Raw genomic sequence first — 16,456 nt, forward strand, 5'->3', positions numbered from 1 at the left:
ACCCAGCCCAAAAAAAACAAGCTGGGGCGGAAAGAGGACAAGCAGCACCAAGCAACACGCAACAGCAACACATCATTCACGTATTAAGATCGTAGACATTTGAGGGGAGGGTGCGATGAGCAGAACCGATGAAATACTGAAGGCGGCCAAGATGCCGCCGGAAGCAGTAAAGATGTCCAGGATGATAGACGCGGTATATTTCCCGATTCTATGTATCCTCCTGGTTGGAACCTACCACATGCACTTCATGCTGCTGGCAGGCGACTGGGACTTCTGGCTGGACTGGAAAGACCGCCAATGGTGGCCGGTAGTGACCCCCATCGTGGGCATCACCTATTGCGCCGCCATCATGTACTACCTGTGGGTCAACTACCGGCTGCCCTTTGGCGCCACCCTCTGCGTCGTCTGCCTGCTGACCGGCGAATGGCTGACCCGCTACTGGGGCTTCTACTGGTGGTCGCACTACCCCATCAGCTTCGTCTTCCCCTCCACCATGATACCGGGCGCACTGGTCATGGACACCGTCATGCTGCTCACCCGCAACTGGATGATCACAGCCCTGGTTGGCGGAGGCGCATTCGGACTCCTGTTCTACCCGGGTAACTGGCCCATCTTTGGCCCGACCCACCTGCCGCTGGTAGCCGAAGGCGTATTGTTGTCGGTTGCTGACTACACCGGCTTCCTGTACGTTCGCACCGGCACCCCCGAGTACGTACGCAACATCGAACAAGGCTCACTCAGAACCTTTGGCGGCCACACCACCGTCATCGCCTCATTCTTTGCCGCCTTCGTCTCCATGCTCATGTTCTGCCTCTGGTGGTACTTCGGCAAACTTTACTGCACCGCATTCTTCTACGTCAAAGGAGCCCGTGGCCGCGTCACCATGAAAAACGACGTCACCGCATTTGGCGAAGAAGGCTTTCCCGAGGGGATCAAATAATGGAATTCAACAACCTCATCAAGCGCAGCCTGACCGGCCTGTGCGGCATGGCAGCCCTGGGCATGACCTTCATGCTCGACGTCACCCCGGCCCAGGCCCACGGCGAACGGTCCCAGGAACCCTTCCTGCGCATGCGTACCATCCAGTGGTACGACATGAAATGGGGACCTGAGACCACCAAAGTGAACGACCTGGCCAGCATGACCGGCAAATTTCACCTGGCCGAAGACTGGCCGCGTGCTGTTGGCAAACCGGGCCGCGCCTTCTTCAACGTCGGCAGCCCCAGCCCCGTGTTCGTACGCCTCTCCACCAAGCTGAACGGCGAACCGACCATGATTGCAGGCCCGCTCGAAATCGGACGCGACTACGCCTTCGAAGTCAGGCTCAAAGCCCGCATCCCGGGTCGCCATCACATGCACGCCATGCTGAACATCAAGGATGCAGGCCCGATTGCCGGCCCCGCCGCCTGGATGAACATCACCGGCAGCTGGGATGACTTCACCAACCCCGTCAAACTGCTGACAGGCGAGACCATCGATACCGAAACCTTCAACCTGGGCAACGGCCTCTTCTGGCACGCCCTGTGGATGGGACTGGGCATCTTCTGGATCGGCTACTACGTTGCCCGGCCCATGTTCCTGCCGCGCAGCCGCGTACTGCTGGCCTACGGCGACGAACTGCTGCTGGACCCGATGGACACCAAAGTGGCCTGGATCGTACTGCTTGCCACCATTGGACTCGTATGGGGCGGCTACCGTTACACCGAAAACAAGCATCCCTACACCGTGCCCATCCAGGCGGGTGAATCCAAGGTTGCCCCGTTGCCGGTGAAACCCAACCCCATCTCCATCAAAGTGACCCACGCCAACTACGACGTACCGGGGCGGGCACTGCGCGTCACCATGAGCGTCACCAACAGCGGCGATTCAGCCTACCGCATTGGCGAATTCACCACGGCCGGCATCCGGTTCATCAACAAAGTGGGCTTGAAGCACATGGACCGCAACTATCCGAAGGAACTCGTGGCCACCGGCTTATCGTTTGACAACGAGACCCCGATACAGCCGGGCGAGACCCGTGAAGTGAAGATGGAAGCGAAAGACGCACTGTGGGAAGTACAGCGGCTCATGGCCTTGCTGGGCGACCCGGAAAGCCGATTTGGCGGATTGCTCATGACATGGAACGACAGTGGCGATCGCAACATCAACAGCATAGCGGGCGCCGTCATACCGGTCTTCACCAAGCTCTAAGCCGCATGGGACACAAGGCCTAGCCCCGTCCCGCAAGGCATTGACACCGGTCCGCCGCCGTCGCCAGACGGAAAGGTGGATCGGTGTTTTTTATGCAGCATAAAAATAGTAGAATTAGCAAAGCAGCATCGGCATGACGACAGCCCACAGGCCTCCCGCCCGCGGACGAACGGCAAGCCCGCCCAAGTGGCGATTAGCTGAAACAGTGGATCCTGTAACTTCGTAACAACGAACAACGCGGAGAGAACCCGTTTGTGATTAGGCAAGTAACACAGGCAATGCTCATCCTGACCGCGGCGCTCTATGCCGGCGCGGCAGGCGCGCACGGAAAAGTCTCGCTGGAAGAAGACAGCTGCGTGCGCCGCATTGGCGAGAACATGGTGCACTTAAGCGCCTACCAGCCGCAATTTGAGCCCAGCGCCCAATACTGCACCGAAATCCCCAAGAGCGGAGACACCTACTTGGTAGTCGACCTGATCGACCCGGCCCTGCGCGAAATGCCCATCGGCATGCGCGTCGTCAGAGGCACCAGCGAAACCGACGACGAGACCGTAAGCTACCTGCGGCCAAGCTACCACCCCGACGGCGTGATCAAGGGCGAGACCAGCCTGGACCAGGGCCTCTATACCATCATCATCACCGCCGAAGGCCTGCCTCCCCTGCGCTACCAGTACCCCTTGCGGGTACAGATGATCAACTACGCGAACATATTCCGCACCGCGGTCGGGCCGCTGATCGCCCTGCTGCTTTTGATCCTGCTGGGATACAAGCTCATGAAATCCAAGCGCATGCAGCGCTGGCGTGCCTCGCGCCGCCCGTAGACCACGAAAACGACAAAACGAAACGAAACAAAGACAACCCGGACAACCCGGGCAGCCCCGGCGGCAACCTGAGTATCGGGCCGTAGGATCGACGATTCATCATTTCTTATAGGTGACCTTGATAATGTCCTTACCCTCTCTCAAACCCGCCCTCCTGGGCCTGATGCTGGGCCTGGCCCTGCCGCTGTCCACCCAAGTGCACGCCCACGGCGGACTCTCCCTGGCCGACGACATCTGCAAACTCACCATCGGCCCCTATACCATGCACTTTACCGGCTACCAGCCGGAAAGCACCCAGGAGAAAGAATTCTGCGAAGACATCCCGGCCGTCGGCCGCACCGTCGTCGCCCTCGACTACATTGAAGAAGCGTTGCGGCCCCTGCCCACCGAAGTGCGCATCATCCGCGATACCGGTGCGGCCGCAGGCGCGGAGGGAAACCTGGACGCCATCACCCTGCTGCATATCCCGGCCAAGGTCTACCCCAACGGCTCCATCAACTTCGAATACGACTTTCACCAGCCCGGCAAATTCGTAGGCCTGGTCACCGTCGCCGGCAAGGAGGAGTACGTCTCGCGCTTCCCCTTCTCCGTGGGCGAACCCAAAGGCACCTCGCCCTATCTCATCGGCGCCATCGCCGTCATTGTGGTCGGTGCCGGCGTCTTCTTCCTGCGCGGGCGTAAATCCACCACTGCCGGTGCCGCCTGAGAAGCAGCCAACCGGCGGCATGACCATGACCGGCGGCGATTGCCGCCGGGGCAGCGCCCGAACCAAACCGCAGCCATACAGTCCAAGTAACAGGTTCAGATAACAATAATATGGTCCGGATAAAAAGCCAAAAAAGACAGAAAAGATCAATCTGCCCACCCACCCTCGTGGCGTGGCACACGAAGAGGAGCCAAGAATGCAATCGATCATGATTTCCTCCCTCAAACAGGTCATGATGGGCAGTATCCTGCTCATGGCACTGGGGGCAGGGCTGCACAGCACCCCCGTCCTGGCGCACGCCATGCTGGTCAAGGCCGAACCGCCGCGCCGGGCGCAGCTCACCCAGACCCCCACGCAGGTACGGCTCTGGTTCAACGAAGAAATCGAAAAGGACTATGCCTCGCTTACCGTGCTGGACGCAGCCAAGGCTCCGGTCACCGACATCCGGCCGCACATCGCCGAGGACGACCGCAGAGCCATCGTATTGCCCTTGTCGCAACTCGCGCCCGGCAAATACACGGTAAAGTTCCGGGTGCTGTCGGTGGACGGCCACGTGGTTGACTCGTCCTACGACTTCACCGTAAAGAGCAAAACACCCGCCAAATGATCGAGGTCATCGCGACGCTGCTGCGCTGGTCACAGCTTGCGTCCAACATGATCCTGGTCGGAAGCTGCGTCTTCCTGGCCATTGCCGGCTCCATCCATTCCCCCTGGGTGGGCCGCCTGGAGCGGGCGCTGCCTTGGCTTGCGCTCATCCTCCTGGCCGGTTTGATGGGCATCCTCGCCACCACCACGGCCCAGGCCACCGGCATCGACGCCAACGCCTGGCATCCGCAGGCCTGGCTCGCACTCGTGCAGAATACCCACATGGGACACGTCTGGGCAGGACGCGCCGCCTGCGCCGCGCTCGTCTGCGCCATCGCCCTCTATATCCGCGTCTCCCCCCCGGCAAGATGGCAATACATCCTGTGCGCCACCGTCGCTTCCGCCACCTTGACCGTGGGCGCACTCGCCAGCCATGCCGCCGCCGAAGACCTGTCCTTCCTGTCCGTATTGCCCTACGCCTTGCACATCATCATGGCCAGCGTCTGGTTCGGCGCCCTGCCGGCCTTCCTGGTAGTCTGTTTCAGTTGCACCGAAGTGCCGCCCGGGCAGGAAAGCGGCGGGCGCGCCGGCATCCAGACAGCCGCCATCCAGCGCATCCACGCCGTGTTCCACGCGCGCGAAGCGTCGGCCACAGCCGACGCGCTCGCCTTGAAGCGCTTCTCCACCATGGCCCTGCCGGTCATGCTGACGGTGATCGCCACCGGCATCTTCATTACCTACCGCATGGTCGACAGCAGCTACAGCGCCCTGGTCGCCACCGAATACGGCTGGCTGCTCAACGGCAAGATCGCCCTGCTGCTGGTGGTGCTCGTCATCGCTGCGCGCGCGCGCAGCTGGCTGCCGCTGCTGGCCCAGCACGCCGATGGCCTGGCCGCGGCCGGTGGGCACCGGCTGCGCAAGTGGGTCAGCTTCGAATTCGTCATCGCGCTGGGCATCGTACTGCTGGCCACCATCGTGGCCAATACCGTTCCGGCCAAGCACGCCATCATCCAGAACTGGCCCTACTCCTTCCGCTTCTCCCTGGCCGCCACCTGGGGCGATCCGAGCGTGATGCTGCGCGTCTGGAGCGGCCTGGCGCTGCTGGCCGCCGCCGGCGCGGCGATCGCGTTCGGGCGTAGCCGAAAGTGGGACATGAAGCGCCGCCTGGGCATTCCGCTCCTGCTGGCTGCCGTGGCTCTGGGCGTGGGCCTGCCGCCCCTGGCGGTGGACGCCTACCCGGAAACCTACCGCAAGACGCCGGTGCCGTTCGATACCATTTCCATCGCCAACGGCTCGGCCCACTTTGCCGAGAACTGCGTGCCCTGCCACGGCGCCCAGGGCAAGGGCAACGGCGTGATGGCCAAGAGCTTCGCCAAGCCGCCGGTGGACATGCTCACCGAGCCGCACACCGCCAAGCATACCGCCGGCGACTTCTTCCACTGGCTCTCCTTCGGCATTCCCGGCACCGGCATGCCCGAATTCGCCGACAGGCTCTCGGAGGAGGACCGCTGGGACGTGGTCAATTTCCTGCACGCCATGTCGCGCGGCTACCAGGCACGCCTGATGAGCCCGCAGGTCAAGCCGGAACAGCCGCAGCCCGGCATGGGCCCGCCCAATTTCTCCTATACCGCGCAGGATGGTTCCAGCGGTACCCTGAAGGATTTCCGCGGCAAGAAGAATGTGCTGCTGGTGCTGTTCTCGTGGCCGCAGTCGCGTGAGCGGCTGGCGCAGCTGCGCGATTTCGATGCCAGGCTGGCCGCGGCCAATACGGTGTTGCTGGTGGTGCCGGAGGATGACCCGGATTCGCACGAGCTGGAGCAGATCAAGGATAATGTGTCCTTACCGCTGGTGATCGACGGCGCGCACGAGATCGTGCAGAGCTATAAGCTGTTTCGGCGTACGTTGAACAAGGCTGATCTGCTGGGGGAGGGCACGCTGCCGCCGCACATGGAGTTCCTGGTGGACCGCTTCGGTTATCTGCGTGCGCGCTGGATTCCGGATGCGGATGGCCCGGGCTGGTCCAGCACCGATATGCTGATGCAGCAGGTCGCTCAGCTTAATCGGGAAAAGGAAATATTGCCTCCGCCGGGGGATCATGTGCATTGAGTTGAGTAGTCAACCGCAAGAGGGAGCAACCGAGAAACATAGAGCCCCGTATGAGGCTTTCCAACAAAGTTTTTTTAATAATCGTTCAAGGAGATAAATATGATTAAATCGATGGCCACGGTCTTGATTAGTGCTGCGTTGGTCGTGTCAGCGCCCGCGTCAGCGCATACCGAAGAGCATTTCGACGCCATTGATACGCCACACGGGGGCCAGATGCGTATGGCAGGTCCCTATCATCTGGAGCTTGTTGCACAAGAGAAAGACATCGTCATCTACGTAACGGATCATGGGGATAATAAAGTCAGCACCGACGGTGGGGTGGGTAAAGCAAGTTTTCAGGTAGGCAAGGCCAAGCCCAAGGATTCGATAAAACTGGAACCTGCAGGGGATAACATTCTCAAGGGCACCGGAGATTTCAAGCTCACGCCCGAAACCACGATCGTCGTGTTCGTCAAATTACCGGACCAGGAACCGCAATCAACCCGTTTTACTCCGCTCAAGCCCAAGGCGTCCCAAAAAGCCCCGGAAAAAAAGCCTGCAGGATCCTCCAGTGGGCATGAGCATCATCACATGCACCATTGAACGCCACGAGAAAAAGAGCCCGTAACCGATAGGGCGGATGTTACAAAACCGTGGGGCGGCAGCAACTATCAATACTCTCACTGGACAGCGCCAACTGAAGTACCACGACGTCTTGCCATTTTTAGCAATTCACCGCGGTTTTTACGTTTGCAGCGCAGCCTGCCGCCCCCTCTTGATATCGATGTTCAGCAGTATCAGTAAACCAATAACAAAATAAACCCCGGTGATCAGCATGGCAAGCCGATGATCGCCTCGAGAAATCCAGCTTACCAATCCATACGTCACTGGACCCAGTATGGACGACAGCTTGACTGCCAGTCCCCACAGCCCGAAAAATTCGGCACGTCTGGCGTCGGGGCTGAAATATCCTACCAGTGCCCGGCCTGCCGACTGAGAAGCCCCCAGGCACAGGCCGGCGACGTTGGCGGCCAGCCAGAACATCGCCCGGGTTTCAGCCATCCAGGCCAGCAATATCATGACAATCCAGCCAACAAGCGTCAGCGCTATCGTGGGAATATGCCCGATCCTGTCCTGTATACTGCCGAAAGCGAACGCGCCCGCTGATGCAGTGATGTTAACCACCAGGACCAGAAACATGGTGTCGCTGGTGTTAAAGCCCATTACCTGCTGCGCGTATATTGCAGCCAGTGTAATTACGGTCTGGATACCCGCCTGGTAAAATACGATGCAGACAAGAAAGCGCACCAGGTCGCGATAATCCCGCACGCGATGAAACGTCTCGCCCAACCGCGAAAATGCCTCGATTACCACAGTATGTCCGGCAAGATGCAATTGAGGTACGGCGCGTTCCTTCAGGAAAAGAAAGGTGGGAATACTCGACAGCGCAAAGAAACCAGCCGTTATCAACATTGTAACGGGGACAAAGTGCTCAGCCGGCTTGCCCTGTTCCTGCGCCCAGGTGACATACGCCAGCGATAAGCCCAGACTGACCAGGCCGCCAATATAACCCAGACTCCAGCCCCAGCCCGAAACCTTTCCCAACGCCTTGCTCTGCGCCAGTTCCGGTAAAAACGCGGCAATCAGATTTTCGCCGCAACCAAAGAAGAAATTGGTGAGGATTATCAGCACAACCGCCAGCCACAGATCGCCTGGGCCGACAAAGTAGAGCAATCCCGTAAACAGGACACAGCCTACCGCACTCAGGAATAATAGACGCTTCTTCGCCGCATACGCGTCGGCATATGCGCCTAGCGCAGGCGCGGTCAGGATAATAAGGGCATAGGAAACCGCCAGCGCTGCTGTCCATGCAAACGTCGCCCATTCCGCATTCCCAGCCACGACCGCAACGAAATAAGCATTGAAAATCGCAGTAATTACAACGGTGGTATAGCCTGAATTGGCGAAATCAAACATCGCCCAAGACCACACCTCCCGCCGACTCACCCCTGTCGCCAGATATTGTGGCTTATCCTGTGTTTGCATGGAATGCAGCGATATCCTGATTAACGCTAACAACAACTTATGATTAATTTGGGGCTGTCCGCGGCAATAAAGGCCGTAACAGGTCGATGAGATCATTTATTACGACAAATAGATCCTGTCGCCTCGACTTCGGCTGTAAGCACTCACTCCATAAGAGGCGTTTGTAGAATCCGGGGTAATTACAATAGGCCAGTGCCACTCCGGCTATTCTCCAGTCATCCAAAGGGCTTGTCCGAAATTCCGACCTCAGCCTCTGATCACAACCGAAAAATACACGTGATTGCAGCGTGATTATGGACTAGCTGCACTCTGTCTCAGGAAAACCGCAATCCTGATATCAATGCTTCACATGTCTTACGTCGCCGCAGACATTCACCAGCACCCCTATCAGGTTTAACATACCTTCCATCAATAAATTCAAATGCTCCTCGCTCCACTCGAACGAACGCAATGATGCCAAGGTTTGGTCAACCGGGATCTCTTCATGATTTATCTGCTGATGCGCAAGACTCAAAGCAAGCAGTCGCGCGCATTCGGCCAGTTGATCCTTCGTTGCCTTCTTGATCAGCATATTCGCCAAGTCATATGTCTGATCAAAGGTTAATAGTTGGGTCACGATATTTGCCTATTTGCCTATTGTAATTTTATCAGTCTTTATTCTTCTGCAATAGCGCACCATAAACCCACCAAATATTCAGTCATCCAAATATTACTGTGTCGGTTCCATTAGTTACTCGCATCTGGCAGAACTCAACGCTATTCCCAACAGGAAAGCAGGTTGTTCGCATAATAACCGTATCGTCCGGCTTTGCAATTGGACTTAAGTACACGTGCTCACCAATCCAGAATATGGGCAAGTTGCGGCAGCTTTGAAGTGCCACCAGCTCCATATGCAAGCATGCCGAGAGTAATGAAATATCAGCTATCGTATTAGAACCATGATGCACGGAATACGCGACGTCCACGTCGAAACGTATCAAGCTTGAAGCTATATTCACGACAACCGAGCCATACCTTGCGTTCGCTGGCGGTATGCGTCACACCAACATGGATAAACAGAAACCTATATTGGTAACAGGGCCATTAAGAAGTCTAAATACTCGACAGGTTCCTGTACGGTACAGAAGGATTAGCATCCCTAACGGGCTCAACTAGGGCCTGTTAACACAATCTAAGTGCTTCGACGATCAAAGCGAAGTGGATGAAGCCAGTGAACATTACATCCAGTTTCTCGAAGCGGGAGAAGATACGGCGGAATCCTTTCAGCCTCCTGAACAGTCGCTCGATCTCGTTACGCCGCCGGTACATAACCTTGTCGTATTCCCAAGGCCCAACCCGGTTGGCCTTGGGCGGGACTACCGGAATGAAACCAAGGTCCAACGCCAGTTGCCGTGTTTCATTCCCCTCGTAGGCGCGATCCATTACCAGATGAACTGGCCAACGGGGCTTGCCCAGGCTGCCGAGCAGCTTGCGCCCCTCCGCCGCATCGTGAGCCTGCCTCGGGGACAGCGCAAACGTTATAGCCGTTCGAGCATCCGCGGCAACCATATGAATCTTGGTGGTCCACCCACCTCTGGATCTGCCGATGGATTGGGGACCGTTTTTTTTAATGCCCCGGTGCCGTCCGGATGAACCTTCACAATGGTGCTGTCCAGGGAAACGGCCTCGATCTTGACGCGAACGATCTGTGCGCGCTGCAACTGCTCAAACACCTGGTCCAACACACCGCTTTTGCTCCAGCGATTCATGCGCGTGTAGATGGTATGCCAATTACCGAAGCGTTTGGGCAGACCGCGCCACTTGCAGCCGTGCTCGGCCACGTACAAAATGGCGTTCAATACATTCAGATTACTGAGACTGACATTGCCCCGCTGAAGCGGCAGACAGTGTACGATTCGCTCGTACTGGGCTTGAGTGATTTCCATGCCCGCAAGTATACCTGAATACATGCAATATGGCTATTAGAGTTAACAGGACATAGCTCATTTGAGCCTGTATCCGTAACAACGCGAAATGTCCGAACTATCCCTGTGACGGTAACAGGAAAGAACTATCCTCTCGTTCCTGTAACAGAAATAATTACGCTCGCTGATCCTGTAATGCTCCCATCCAATACCCCTACTCAGTAATAGGTGTACCAAAGTCCAATGGTTATAACTACTGTAGGCCGTAAGATGGCGTGCTGAGGCTGGTCGAATTGACAAGGCCGCACTAGCAGATCCATGGGAAAGTCTCATGACTAAAAAGGAAAGGCCGATTTTGTGTATCGTAACTGTCTTTAACGTTGCGGTTTGTGGGGACGAGATTAGTTTTGAACGAAGAAAGAGGGTTATTCTCACTCAAGATTCGTTTCAACAGACGCTGATATACAGGGAGAAGATTGGGAATAGGATAAATAAAGCTACTGGGAGTTCTCCGGCAGCGTCACGCTCCACGCTTTCAAGAATAACGTTGAATATGAAAAGATAACGTCTACTAATTGCTAGAGGTTTTAATCGCTTTCCAGCTTCCGATTATTAACGGATCCTGCAATATTAGTGGTCTGATCATAATATTCCTGATAGAAGTTATGGCAGAGGTGCAATGAATAATGATAGGTTATCCAAATCAATCGTTAGTAATAAAAATGACCATGGCGGGTACGTAGCGTGCGTGACAGAATAAAGCGGCTTTCCATGCATAGAATAACAATCAGCGTCCGCATCAAGCGCGGTTAGAGAGTCAAATGATTAATTTTCCAATTTTTGACCGAATTTCGGTACAGGATTATGCGCTCTACGTCGGGAAGCCCGAGGCGCCTGGCCTGCATCATGACTTCCGTCCTGGCGTAAATGTCATCGTTGGTATCAATGGCTTGGGCAAGACGACGCTATTAAATATACTGCTGCGGGTTTTGACTGGGCCGTTTGATCTGCCGCAGGGCGAGGAGCTTGGGGAAAAGAAGCGCAGGCTTGTCTCAGCAGATCGTCACTGGTTTCGTCGGCGCGTACCCGATGATGCTGTCAATGCACGGGTTACAGCCACGTTTAGTATCGGTGAGCACTACTTCGAGGTGGAGCGGTCGCTAGCGAATTTGGACATCGTTGCGCTGTCTGTTGATCAGCAGCCTGTTCCGCTAGTCCGCGCGCAAGAACTTGAGGCGTCCTATCAGCGTCACGTGATTGAGGCGTCGGGGCTCTCGTCATTCGGCGATTTTGTTTTCCTGCTGCGCTACATCGTTTTCTTCTTGGAAGACCGGCGAAGTTTGGTATGGGACGCAGCTGCACAGGGCGACATCCTTGGTATCCTTTTCGGCGAGCAGGGCGATAACCGTAGGGAATATGTTGAACTCTACAACGACCTTCTTAGCAAAGACAGCGAATACCGGAACGTGCTGGCAGTTGTTAACAAGCGGAAGAAGGAATACGCCAAACAAGCAAGTACCATCGAAGGTGGTCAAATTGACATGCTGATCAAGCAACTCGACCAATGTCGCAAAGATATCCAAGTGATTGGGAATCGGAAAGCTAATCTAGCAGAGGAGCGAGACTCTCTACGTAACAAAATCGAAAATCGTCGCCGCGATATCCATGATCACCGCGCTTCGCTCGCGACTAACTTGAACGACTTCTATCAGTCTTTCTTCCCTCAGGTGGATGCCGCCGGCAGATACCTGCTGTCGTATTTCGAAGCGGAGACAGGATGCCTGGTGTGCGGTAGTCGCACTCCTGAGGCGATCGCGAAGGTCAACGCGAAATTGGTCATGAATATGTGCCCGATATGCGAAAGTCCCGTTGAACACCCGGAACAGTCCGCCAATGATCCTCACGCGGGAGAAGCCATTGAGCGCCAACGTGCGGTCATTGAACAACTCGAGTCTCAACTACAATCCATGTTTGAACCGCTCATAAAAGCCGAAGAGGAGTACGCACAAGCGGCAGCCGATCTCGTAGGCGCCGTGAGCAACGCGGGCGTGCTGGAACAACAGCTGACTGCCCTTGGGCGGTCGGTGCCAAATGCCACCAAGCGGCGTGATGAGATTCAATCGTATATTATGTCATTCGAAGCCACTCTGAATGAGATCGAAGTTGAGCGAATACGATTGACCGAGCAGTTTCGTGGAATAGCTAAGATGATCGACAGCGAGGTAAAAGCTGTATCTACTCGCATCGAGAATTCATTTAAACGTTTCATCGGCGGCTTTCTTGCGGAAGACTGCACAATCGCGTATACCGCCCGTCAAAGCCGAATCGGCCAACGCGCTGCAAGTGAAAGCTTTCCGTTTCCCCACTTTATACCTGCGCTCACCTCCGGTGTATATCGAAACAGCGCCACCCCGCGTGAGTATGGGCAGTCAGTCTCAGAATCGCAAAAGGAATTTATTGATCTTGCTTTTCGGATGGCGCTATTGGAAATTGTTGCGCCTGAAGCCTCAGCTATGCTGATACTGGAAACGCCGGAAGCGAGCCTCGATTCTGTATTTGTCCCACGTGCAGCGGACCTATTACGCCGGTTTGCCATACGTAGCGGCGGCGGTGCCGCTACACGTCTGATTGCATCGTCGAACGTAAATCGGGAACAGATGATTCCAGCACTGTTTGGAGCTTATCCAGATCAACGTTTTCACGGCCAAGTGATGGACGAGCCGCTACAATCTTCTCCGCCAACCGTTCCGATAGCAGAACGAGCGAACCACGTCTTGGATCTACTTGAAATCGCAGCGCCGACTAAGGCACTTGATCGGTTTCGCGCACCCTATGAAGAAGAGCGCAATCGGGCTATTTATCCGGAGCGATTTGTAGGCAACGCCACATGAGTCAATTATCACGCGAGGCGATGCTTGCAGATGTCGGCATCTGGAAAGCCTGGGCCTTGATCTGCTTGGCCGAAGCGTCTCGCATGGGATTCGCGCCGCTTGCATCCACGCAAATTCACGTCCTACTCTACTTGGCCAACACCTTGGCACCTCTTTTTGAGGTGGCTCCAGTTCGGGGCCGTATTCTCAAACGTGGCGCATATCCGTTCTACCCTGACGTTCAACGAGAGCTTGATCGACTCGCTTTTAGTGGTATTTTTTTTATTGAACGCGTCGATTTTGGACCACACAGACATCTCACAGCACACTATGGTCTAGGCCCTCGCGGCTCATCGGTATGTACAGCGCTGGTCGCGCATTCCAAGGAAGCGGAACGTACGGCACGGCTGTTTCGCGAACTGGTCTCCGCATGTTTTGGCAAGTTCATTGGTACGCAGACGGCAATCGGGTCAATCGACGCGAACTACGGTAACGATGATGTGTTGGAGGGGGAGGTAGTCGATTTCTCAGAATGGCAAGATGAAAACAAGAACATGGAAGTTGCCCGCTATCTTGTCGATAAAATGCGAGCCTTGCGTCCGCATGCCGATCGAGACGGCATGAGGCTCTATTGTGACTACCTGGACCAAGCGCTGGCGATATCATGAACACAACACCAAAGAATCGTTTCGGGGGTGCGCGGAACGTCGCTCTAAAAAGGGTTACTGAGTCAGCTGCTCCCTACATTTCTATCGCAGACGCAGGTACGCGGGAGGCTTTTCTCGACGCGTGGGCACGGACACTAAGTGACCATGCCAGGTACCTTCGGTCGAGCTCGATGACTTTGAAGGCACCCGTGGTTGTCGTCTACGTTCCGGATACGGGCACGTTTGGAAAACAGAACCAGTGGGAACGACGCTCAATGCTGGGTGCGTCGCATCATGACAATTTAGCGGGTGTCCTGGCCGCCGGCACGAGCGAAGTCGGCGCCTGCGTACACCGTATCCGACTTACCGACACGGAGGCATTTGAACGTGAGATTCGACACGTTGGTCTGCAATCAGCCCCAACGATCGCCCTTATGACCGAGTCGAAGCTGGTAGTCTGGCCTGACGGTATTGAGGGGGAGTTGTCGTCCTTCGACAACAATCTCGATGACGGCGCTGTCATTATTGATCTAGCGGCAATCAATCATGCCTTGAATGACTTCTACGAGGGGGTGGGGCGTCAGACAAAGAAATGGTGGAAGAACGCTAAGTTGCGCATAACGGTGGAGAACCCGGAAACGACCGTACAGTTCGCTCTCTGGGTCTTCCTTAGGGGCAGGTACGGTCGAGTAGCGCGCATAAAGACTGAGGAGACTATCGGCAACGGTCGAGCGGATATCACCGTCGTGCCAATCTACCCGGGTCCTAAGGATCAAAGCTCAGTGTTAGAGTTAAAGGCTTTGCGCGACGTTCGTACACCTCGGACAGACGAGGCGCAGCTCATCAAAATATCGCCACGAGCGAACATCGATTGGGCTTGCTCCGGTATTCAGCAAACAGCGGCATACCGTGACGACAACGATATGGACGGCGCCTTTTTGTGCCTCTACGACTTTTGCGAAAAGGACTCCACTGATGTCGATGAAGCCGTGAAACCGCACGCTTTGCAATATAACGTACAGCACCGTCGCTACTGGATCACCGCCTCACACGAAGAACATCGGAAAGACCGATATCCGCTGCCAGAATGAAAGCTTAGTGGGCCAGTTCCACGATACTCTCTGCCAACTGAAACCGACCACCTTGCTGTGCGCTCGCCCGCATCTGCCGCACTTCTCGCGTTGCTACCGCGCCGAAACCAATGGATTTTGCAATCTCAGCGATGATGGTTGCCACTTCGATACGCACGTTGGCATAGCGCGAGTCGCCAACAACCATTATGACCTTTCCCCTATTAACCAGTAGCCGATGGCACTGTGTCAGCACCATCTCGATATCACAAAAATAGGCGCCTACCATGGCGGGAATGTTGGTATCCCACAGCTGGTCGCGCTGCTGATGCAGGGCCGCGAACGTGGTCTCCAAGTGCGCTGACGGATGGTGAGGCATTTCGTATGGACGACGGATCTGGACGTGTGAACGTAATGTATCGCGGCGCAAGCGAAGATTATCCTGGCTGCATCCGAGGTAGCCAAGTACCCAAAGCTCAACGTTATAGATGTCGGTATAGTCGAAAGAGTTAGGATACGGTGGGGAAAAAACGACCAGGTCTACTGGCTGGGTAACCTGCTTAAGCGCAGTCCGAGCATCACCGTGTATGACATCGATCCGCGAACGTGGACGATCTTCGAAATGCAGGATATCTTCAAAAGCGATATTGAATCGCGTTCCAAACATTTCGTCCAGCATCTTCGAGGTTGGCTGATTGCTCTTCCACGAACTGCGATAACGGCGACCCTTTCCATTGACATATACGTTACTGCAGTCAATAAGTACCGCTCCGAGGACGACCTTAAAGAATCGCTGGATATCCGGTTCCCCAATCGCATCAATACATGTTAAGTATTGGGAAAGTCGCTTGGCGACCTGAAGCGGGAATATCCAGCGTTGCTTATCTTTGGTCTCAATAAACGTAGGTGGCAGATGGTTCAAGCAAGCGAGATCGTTATGGGTTCGGGCTAGACGAGCCTGAAATTCCGCAGCATGGCAACGTAGAGCTTCCGCTGACAGGTGATTCACCTTCGATTTAATCACATCGGCCAGGAACGGATTCACCTCAACCGTGGTTGCATCAATTGCAAGCAGCTGCGATGTGATGGCGCTGGTTCCTGACCCTCCGAATGGGTCGGCGATATGTTTAGGTCTGTACCCTAGAGATTCGATCGCAGCAGTGACAAAGGCTGGCGAAAATGCCTCTTTAAAGTGGAACCAGCGCTGGAAGGCCGTTCCCTTGCCATCCTGATTAGTCGTTAGAGGTGCAGTCCGCAATGTGCTTCGTTCTGCTATCGGGATAGTAGCATCTCCAGAAAACCACGTCGGAACCTGAGCGAAATGTTCTTGCAATGTCTGTAGGTAGCGTTCAGGAGGGTTTCGCATTTGTTTTCTTCAACTGCCCTATCTTGAGAGCTTACTCACTCAGCTTTTATCTTTCCGCCAAGAATGAATAAAGATTCCAAATCTAATCGTGAGTCACTGAAATATGCCGGGTCTGGGTGGGATCGAACCAACAACCAAGGGACTATGAGTTCACGTCGATATCGCT

14 protein-coding genes are annotated in these 16,456 nt (G+C 55.5%); 10 read left to right on the plus strand and 4 right to left on the minus strand.

The genetic code is table 11. From position 1 onward, the window contains the following. Positions 1 to 115 precede the first annotated feature (115 nt). The 7 genes from F822_RS07975 (at position 116) to F822_RS08005 (ending at position 6,990) form a co-directional block, all read left to right on the plus strand. On the plus strand, positions 116 to 940 hold the full coding sequence (locus tag F822_RS07975) for a methane monooxygenase/ammonia monooxygenase subunit A (RefSeq protein WP_025042266.1): 825 nt from the start codon (positions 116 to 118) through the stop codon (positions 938 to 940). Beyond that, complete coding sequence (locus tag F822_RS07980) at positions 940 to 2,190, plus strand: methane monooxygenase/ammonia monooxygenase subunit B (protein ID WP_025042265.1); 1,251 nt, start codon at positions 940 to 942, stop codon at positions 2,188 to 2,190. Before F822_RS07975 ends, F822_RS07980 begins: the two co-directional genes overlap by 1 nt. A 278-nt stretch (positions 2,191 to 2,468) precedes the next feature. Continuing rightward, positions 2,469 to 3,011 (plus strand): hypothetical protein, encoded by a 543-nt coding sequence (locus tag F822_RS07985; RefSeq protein ID WP_231623408.1) that lies wholly within the window; start codon positions 2,469 to 2,471, stop codon positions 3,009 to 3,011. A 124-nt stretch (positions 3,012 to 3,135) separates the two neighbouring features. Then, entirely contained in the window at positions 3,136 to 3,717 is a 582-nt protein-coding gene (locus F822_RS07990; RefSeq protein ID WP_036576873.1) for a hypothetical protein, read from the plus strand. Positions 3,718 to 3,913: 196 nt separating this feature from the next. Then, entirely contained in the window at positions 3,914 to 4,324 is a 411-nt protein-coding gene (locus F822_RS07995) for a copper resistance CopC family protein (RefSeq protein WP_025042223.1), read from the plus strand. Beyond that, positions 4,321 to 6,408 (plus strand): CopD family protein, encoded by a 2,088-nt coding sequence (locus tag F822_RS08000; RefSeq protein WP_025042224.1) that lies wholly within the window; start codon positions 4,321 to 4,323, stop codon positions 6,406 to 6,408. The genes F822_RS07995 and F822_RS08000 overlap by 4 nt, the downstream gene beginning before the upstream one ends. Before the next feature lie 99 nt (positions 6,409 to 6,507). Further along, entirely contained in the window at positions 6,508 to 6,990 is a 483-nt protein-coding gene (locus F822_RS08005) for a hypothetical protein (RefSeq protein WP_025042247.1), read from the plus strand. Positions 6,991 to 7,131: 141 nt separating this feature from the next. On the opposite strand, the gene F822_RS08010 is transcribed toward F822_RS08005, so the two are convergent. The 3 genes from F822_RS08010 to F822_RS15310 all read right to left on the minus strand — a co-directional run bounded on the left by F822_RS08010 (position 7,132) and on the right by F822_RS15310 (position 10,358). Continuing rightward, positions 7,132 to 8,433: an MFS transporter gene (locus F822_RS08010; RefSeq protein ID WP_231623413.1), complete on the minus strand. Its 1,302-nt coding sequence runs from the start codon at positions 8,431 to 8,433 to the stop codon at positions 7,132 to 7,134. A 337-nt stretch (positions 8,434 to 8,770) separates the two neighbouring features. Then, positions 8,771 to 9,049 (minus strand): hypothetical protein, encoded by a 279-nt coding sequence (locus F822_RS08015; protein ID WP_025042249.1) that lies wholly within the window; start codon positions 9,047 to 9,049, stop codon positions 8,771 to 8,773. 545 nt (positions 9,050 to 9,594) lie between these two features. Next, positions 9,595 to 10,358 (minus strand): IS5 family transposase gene (locus tag F822_RS15310; RefSeq protein WP_156304471.1). Its coding sequence is split into 2 segments (ribosomal slippage): positions 9,595 to 10,043 and positions 10,043 to 10,358, totalling 765 coding nucleotides; the frame shifts between segments, so codons are not numbered across the junction. Between the two features lie 800 nt (positions 10,359 to 11,158). On the opposite strand from F822_RS15310, the gene F822_RS08035 reads away from it, so the two are divergent. The 3 genes from F822_RS08035 to F822_RS08045 all read left to right on the plus strand — a co-directional run bounded on the left by F822_RS08035 (position 11,159) and on the right by F822_RS08045 (position 14,945). Then, positions 11,159 to 13,228, plus strand: a complete 2,070-nt coding sequence (locus F822_RS08035; RefSeq protein WP_025041869.1) for an AAA family ATPase — start codon at positions 11,159 to 11,161, stop codon at positions 13,226 to 13,228. After that, positions 13,225 to 13,875, plus strand: coding sequence for a hypothetical protein (locus F822_RS08040; RefSeq protein ID WP_025041868.1), 651 nt, complete (start codon positions 13,225 to 13,227; stop codon positions 13,873 to 13,875). Before F822_RS08035 ends, F822_RS08040 begins: the two co-directional genes overlap by 4 nt. A gap of 170 nt (positions 13,876 to 14,045) precedes the next feature. Next, the gene (locus F822_RS08045) at positions 14,046 to 14,945 is read left to right on the plus strand and encodes a hypothetical protein (RefSeq protein WP_156304374.1); all 900 of its coding nucleotides are present in this window, start codon (positions 14,046 to 14,048) and stop codon (positions 14,943 to 14,945) included. Positions 14,946 to 14,949: 4 nt separating this feature from the next. On the opposite strand, the gene F822_RS08050 is transcribed toward F822_RS08045, so the two are convergent. After that, positions 14,950 to 16,290, minus strand: coding sequence for a hypothetical protein (locus F822_RS08050; RefSeq protein ID WP_025041866.1), 1,341 nt, complete (start codon positions 16,288 to 16,290; stop codon positions 14,950 to 14,952). Positions 16,291 to 16,456: the final 166 nt, after the last annotated feature.

Origin of the sequence: Nitrosospira briensis C-128 (assembly GCF_000619905.2) — a bacterium.
Classification (GTDB): domain Bacteria; phylum Pseudomonadota; class Gammaproteobacteria; order Burkholderiales; family Nitrosomonadaceae; genus Nitrosospira; species Nitrosospira briensis.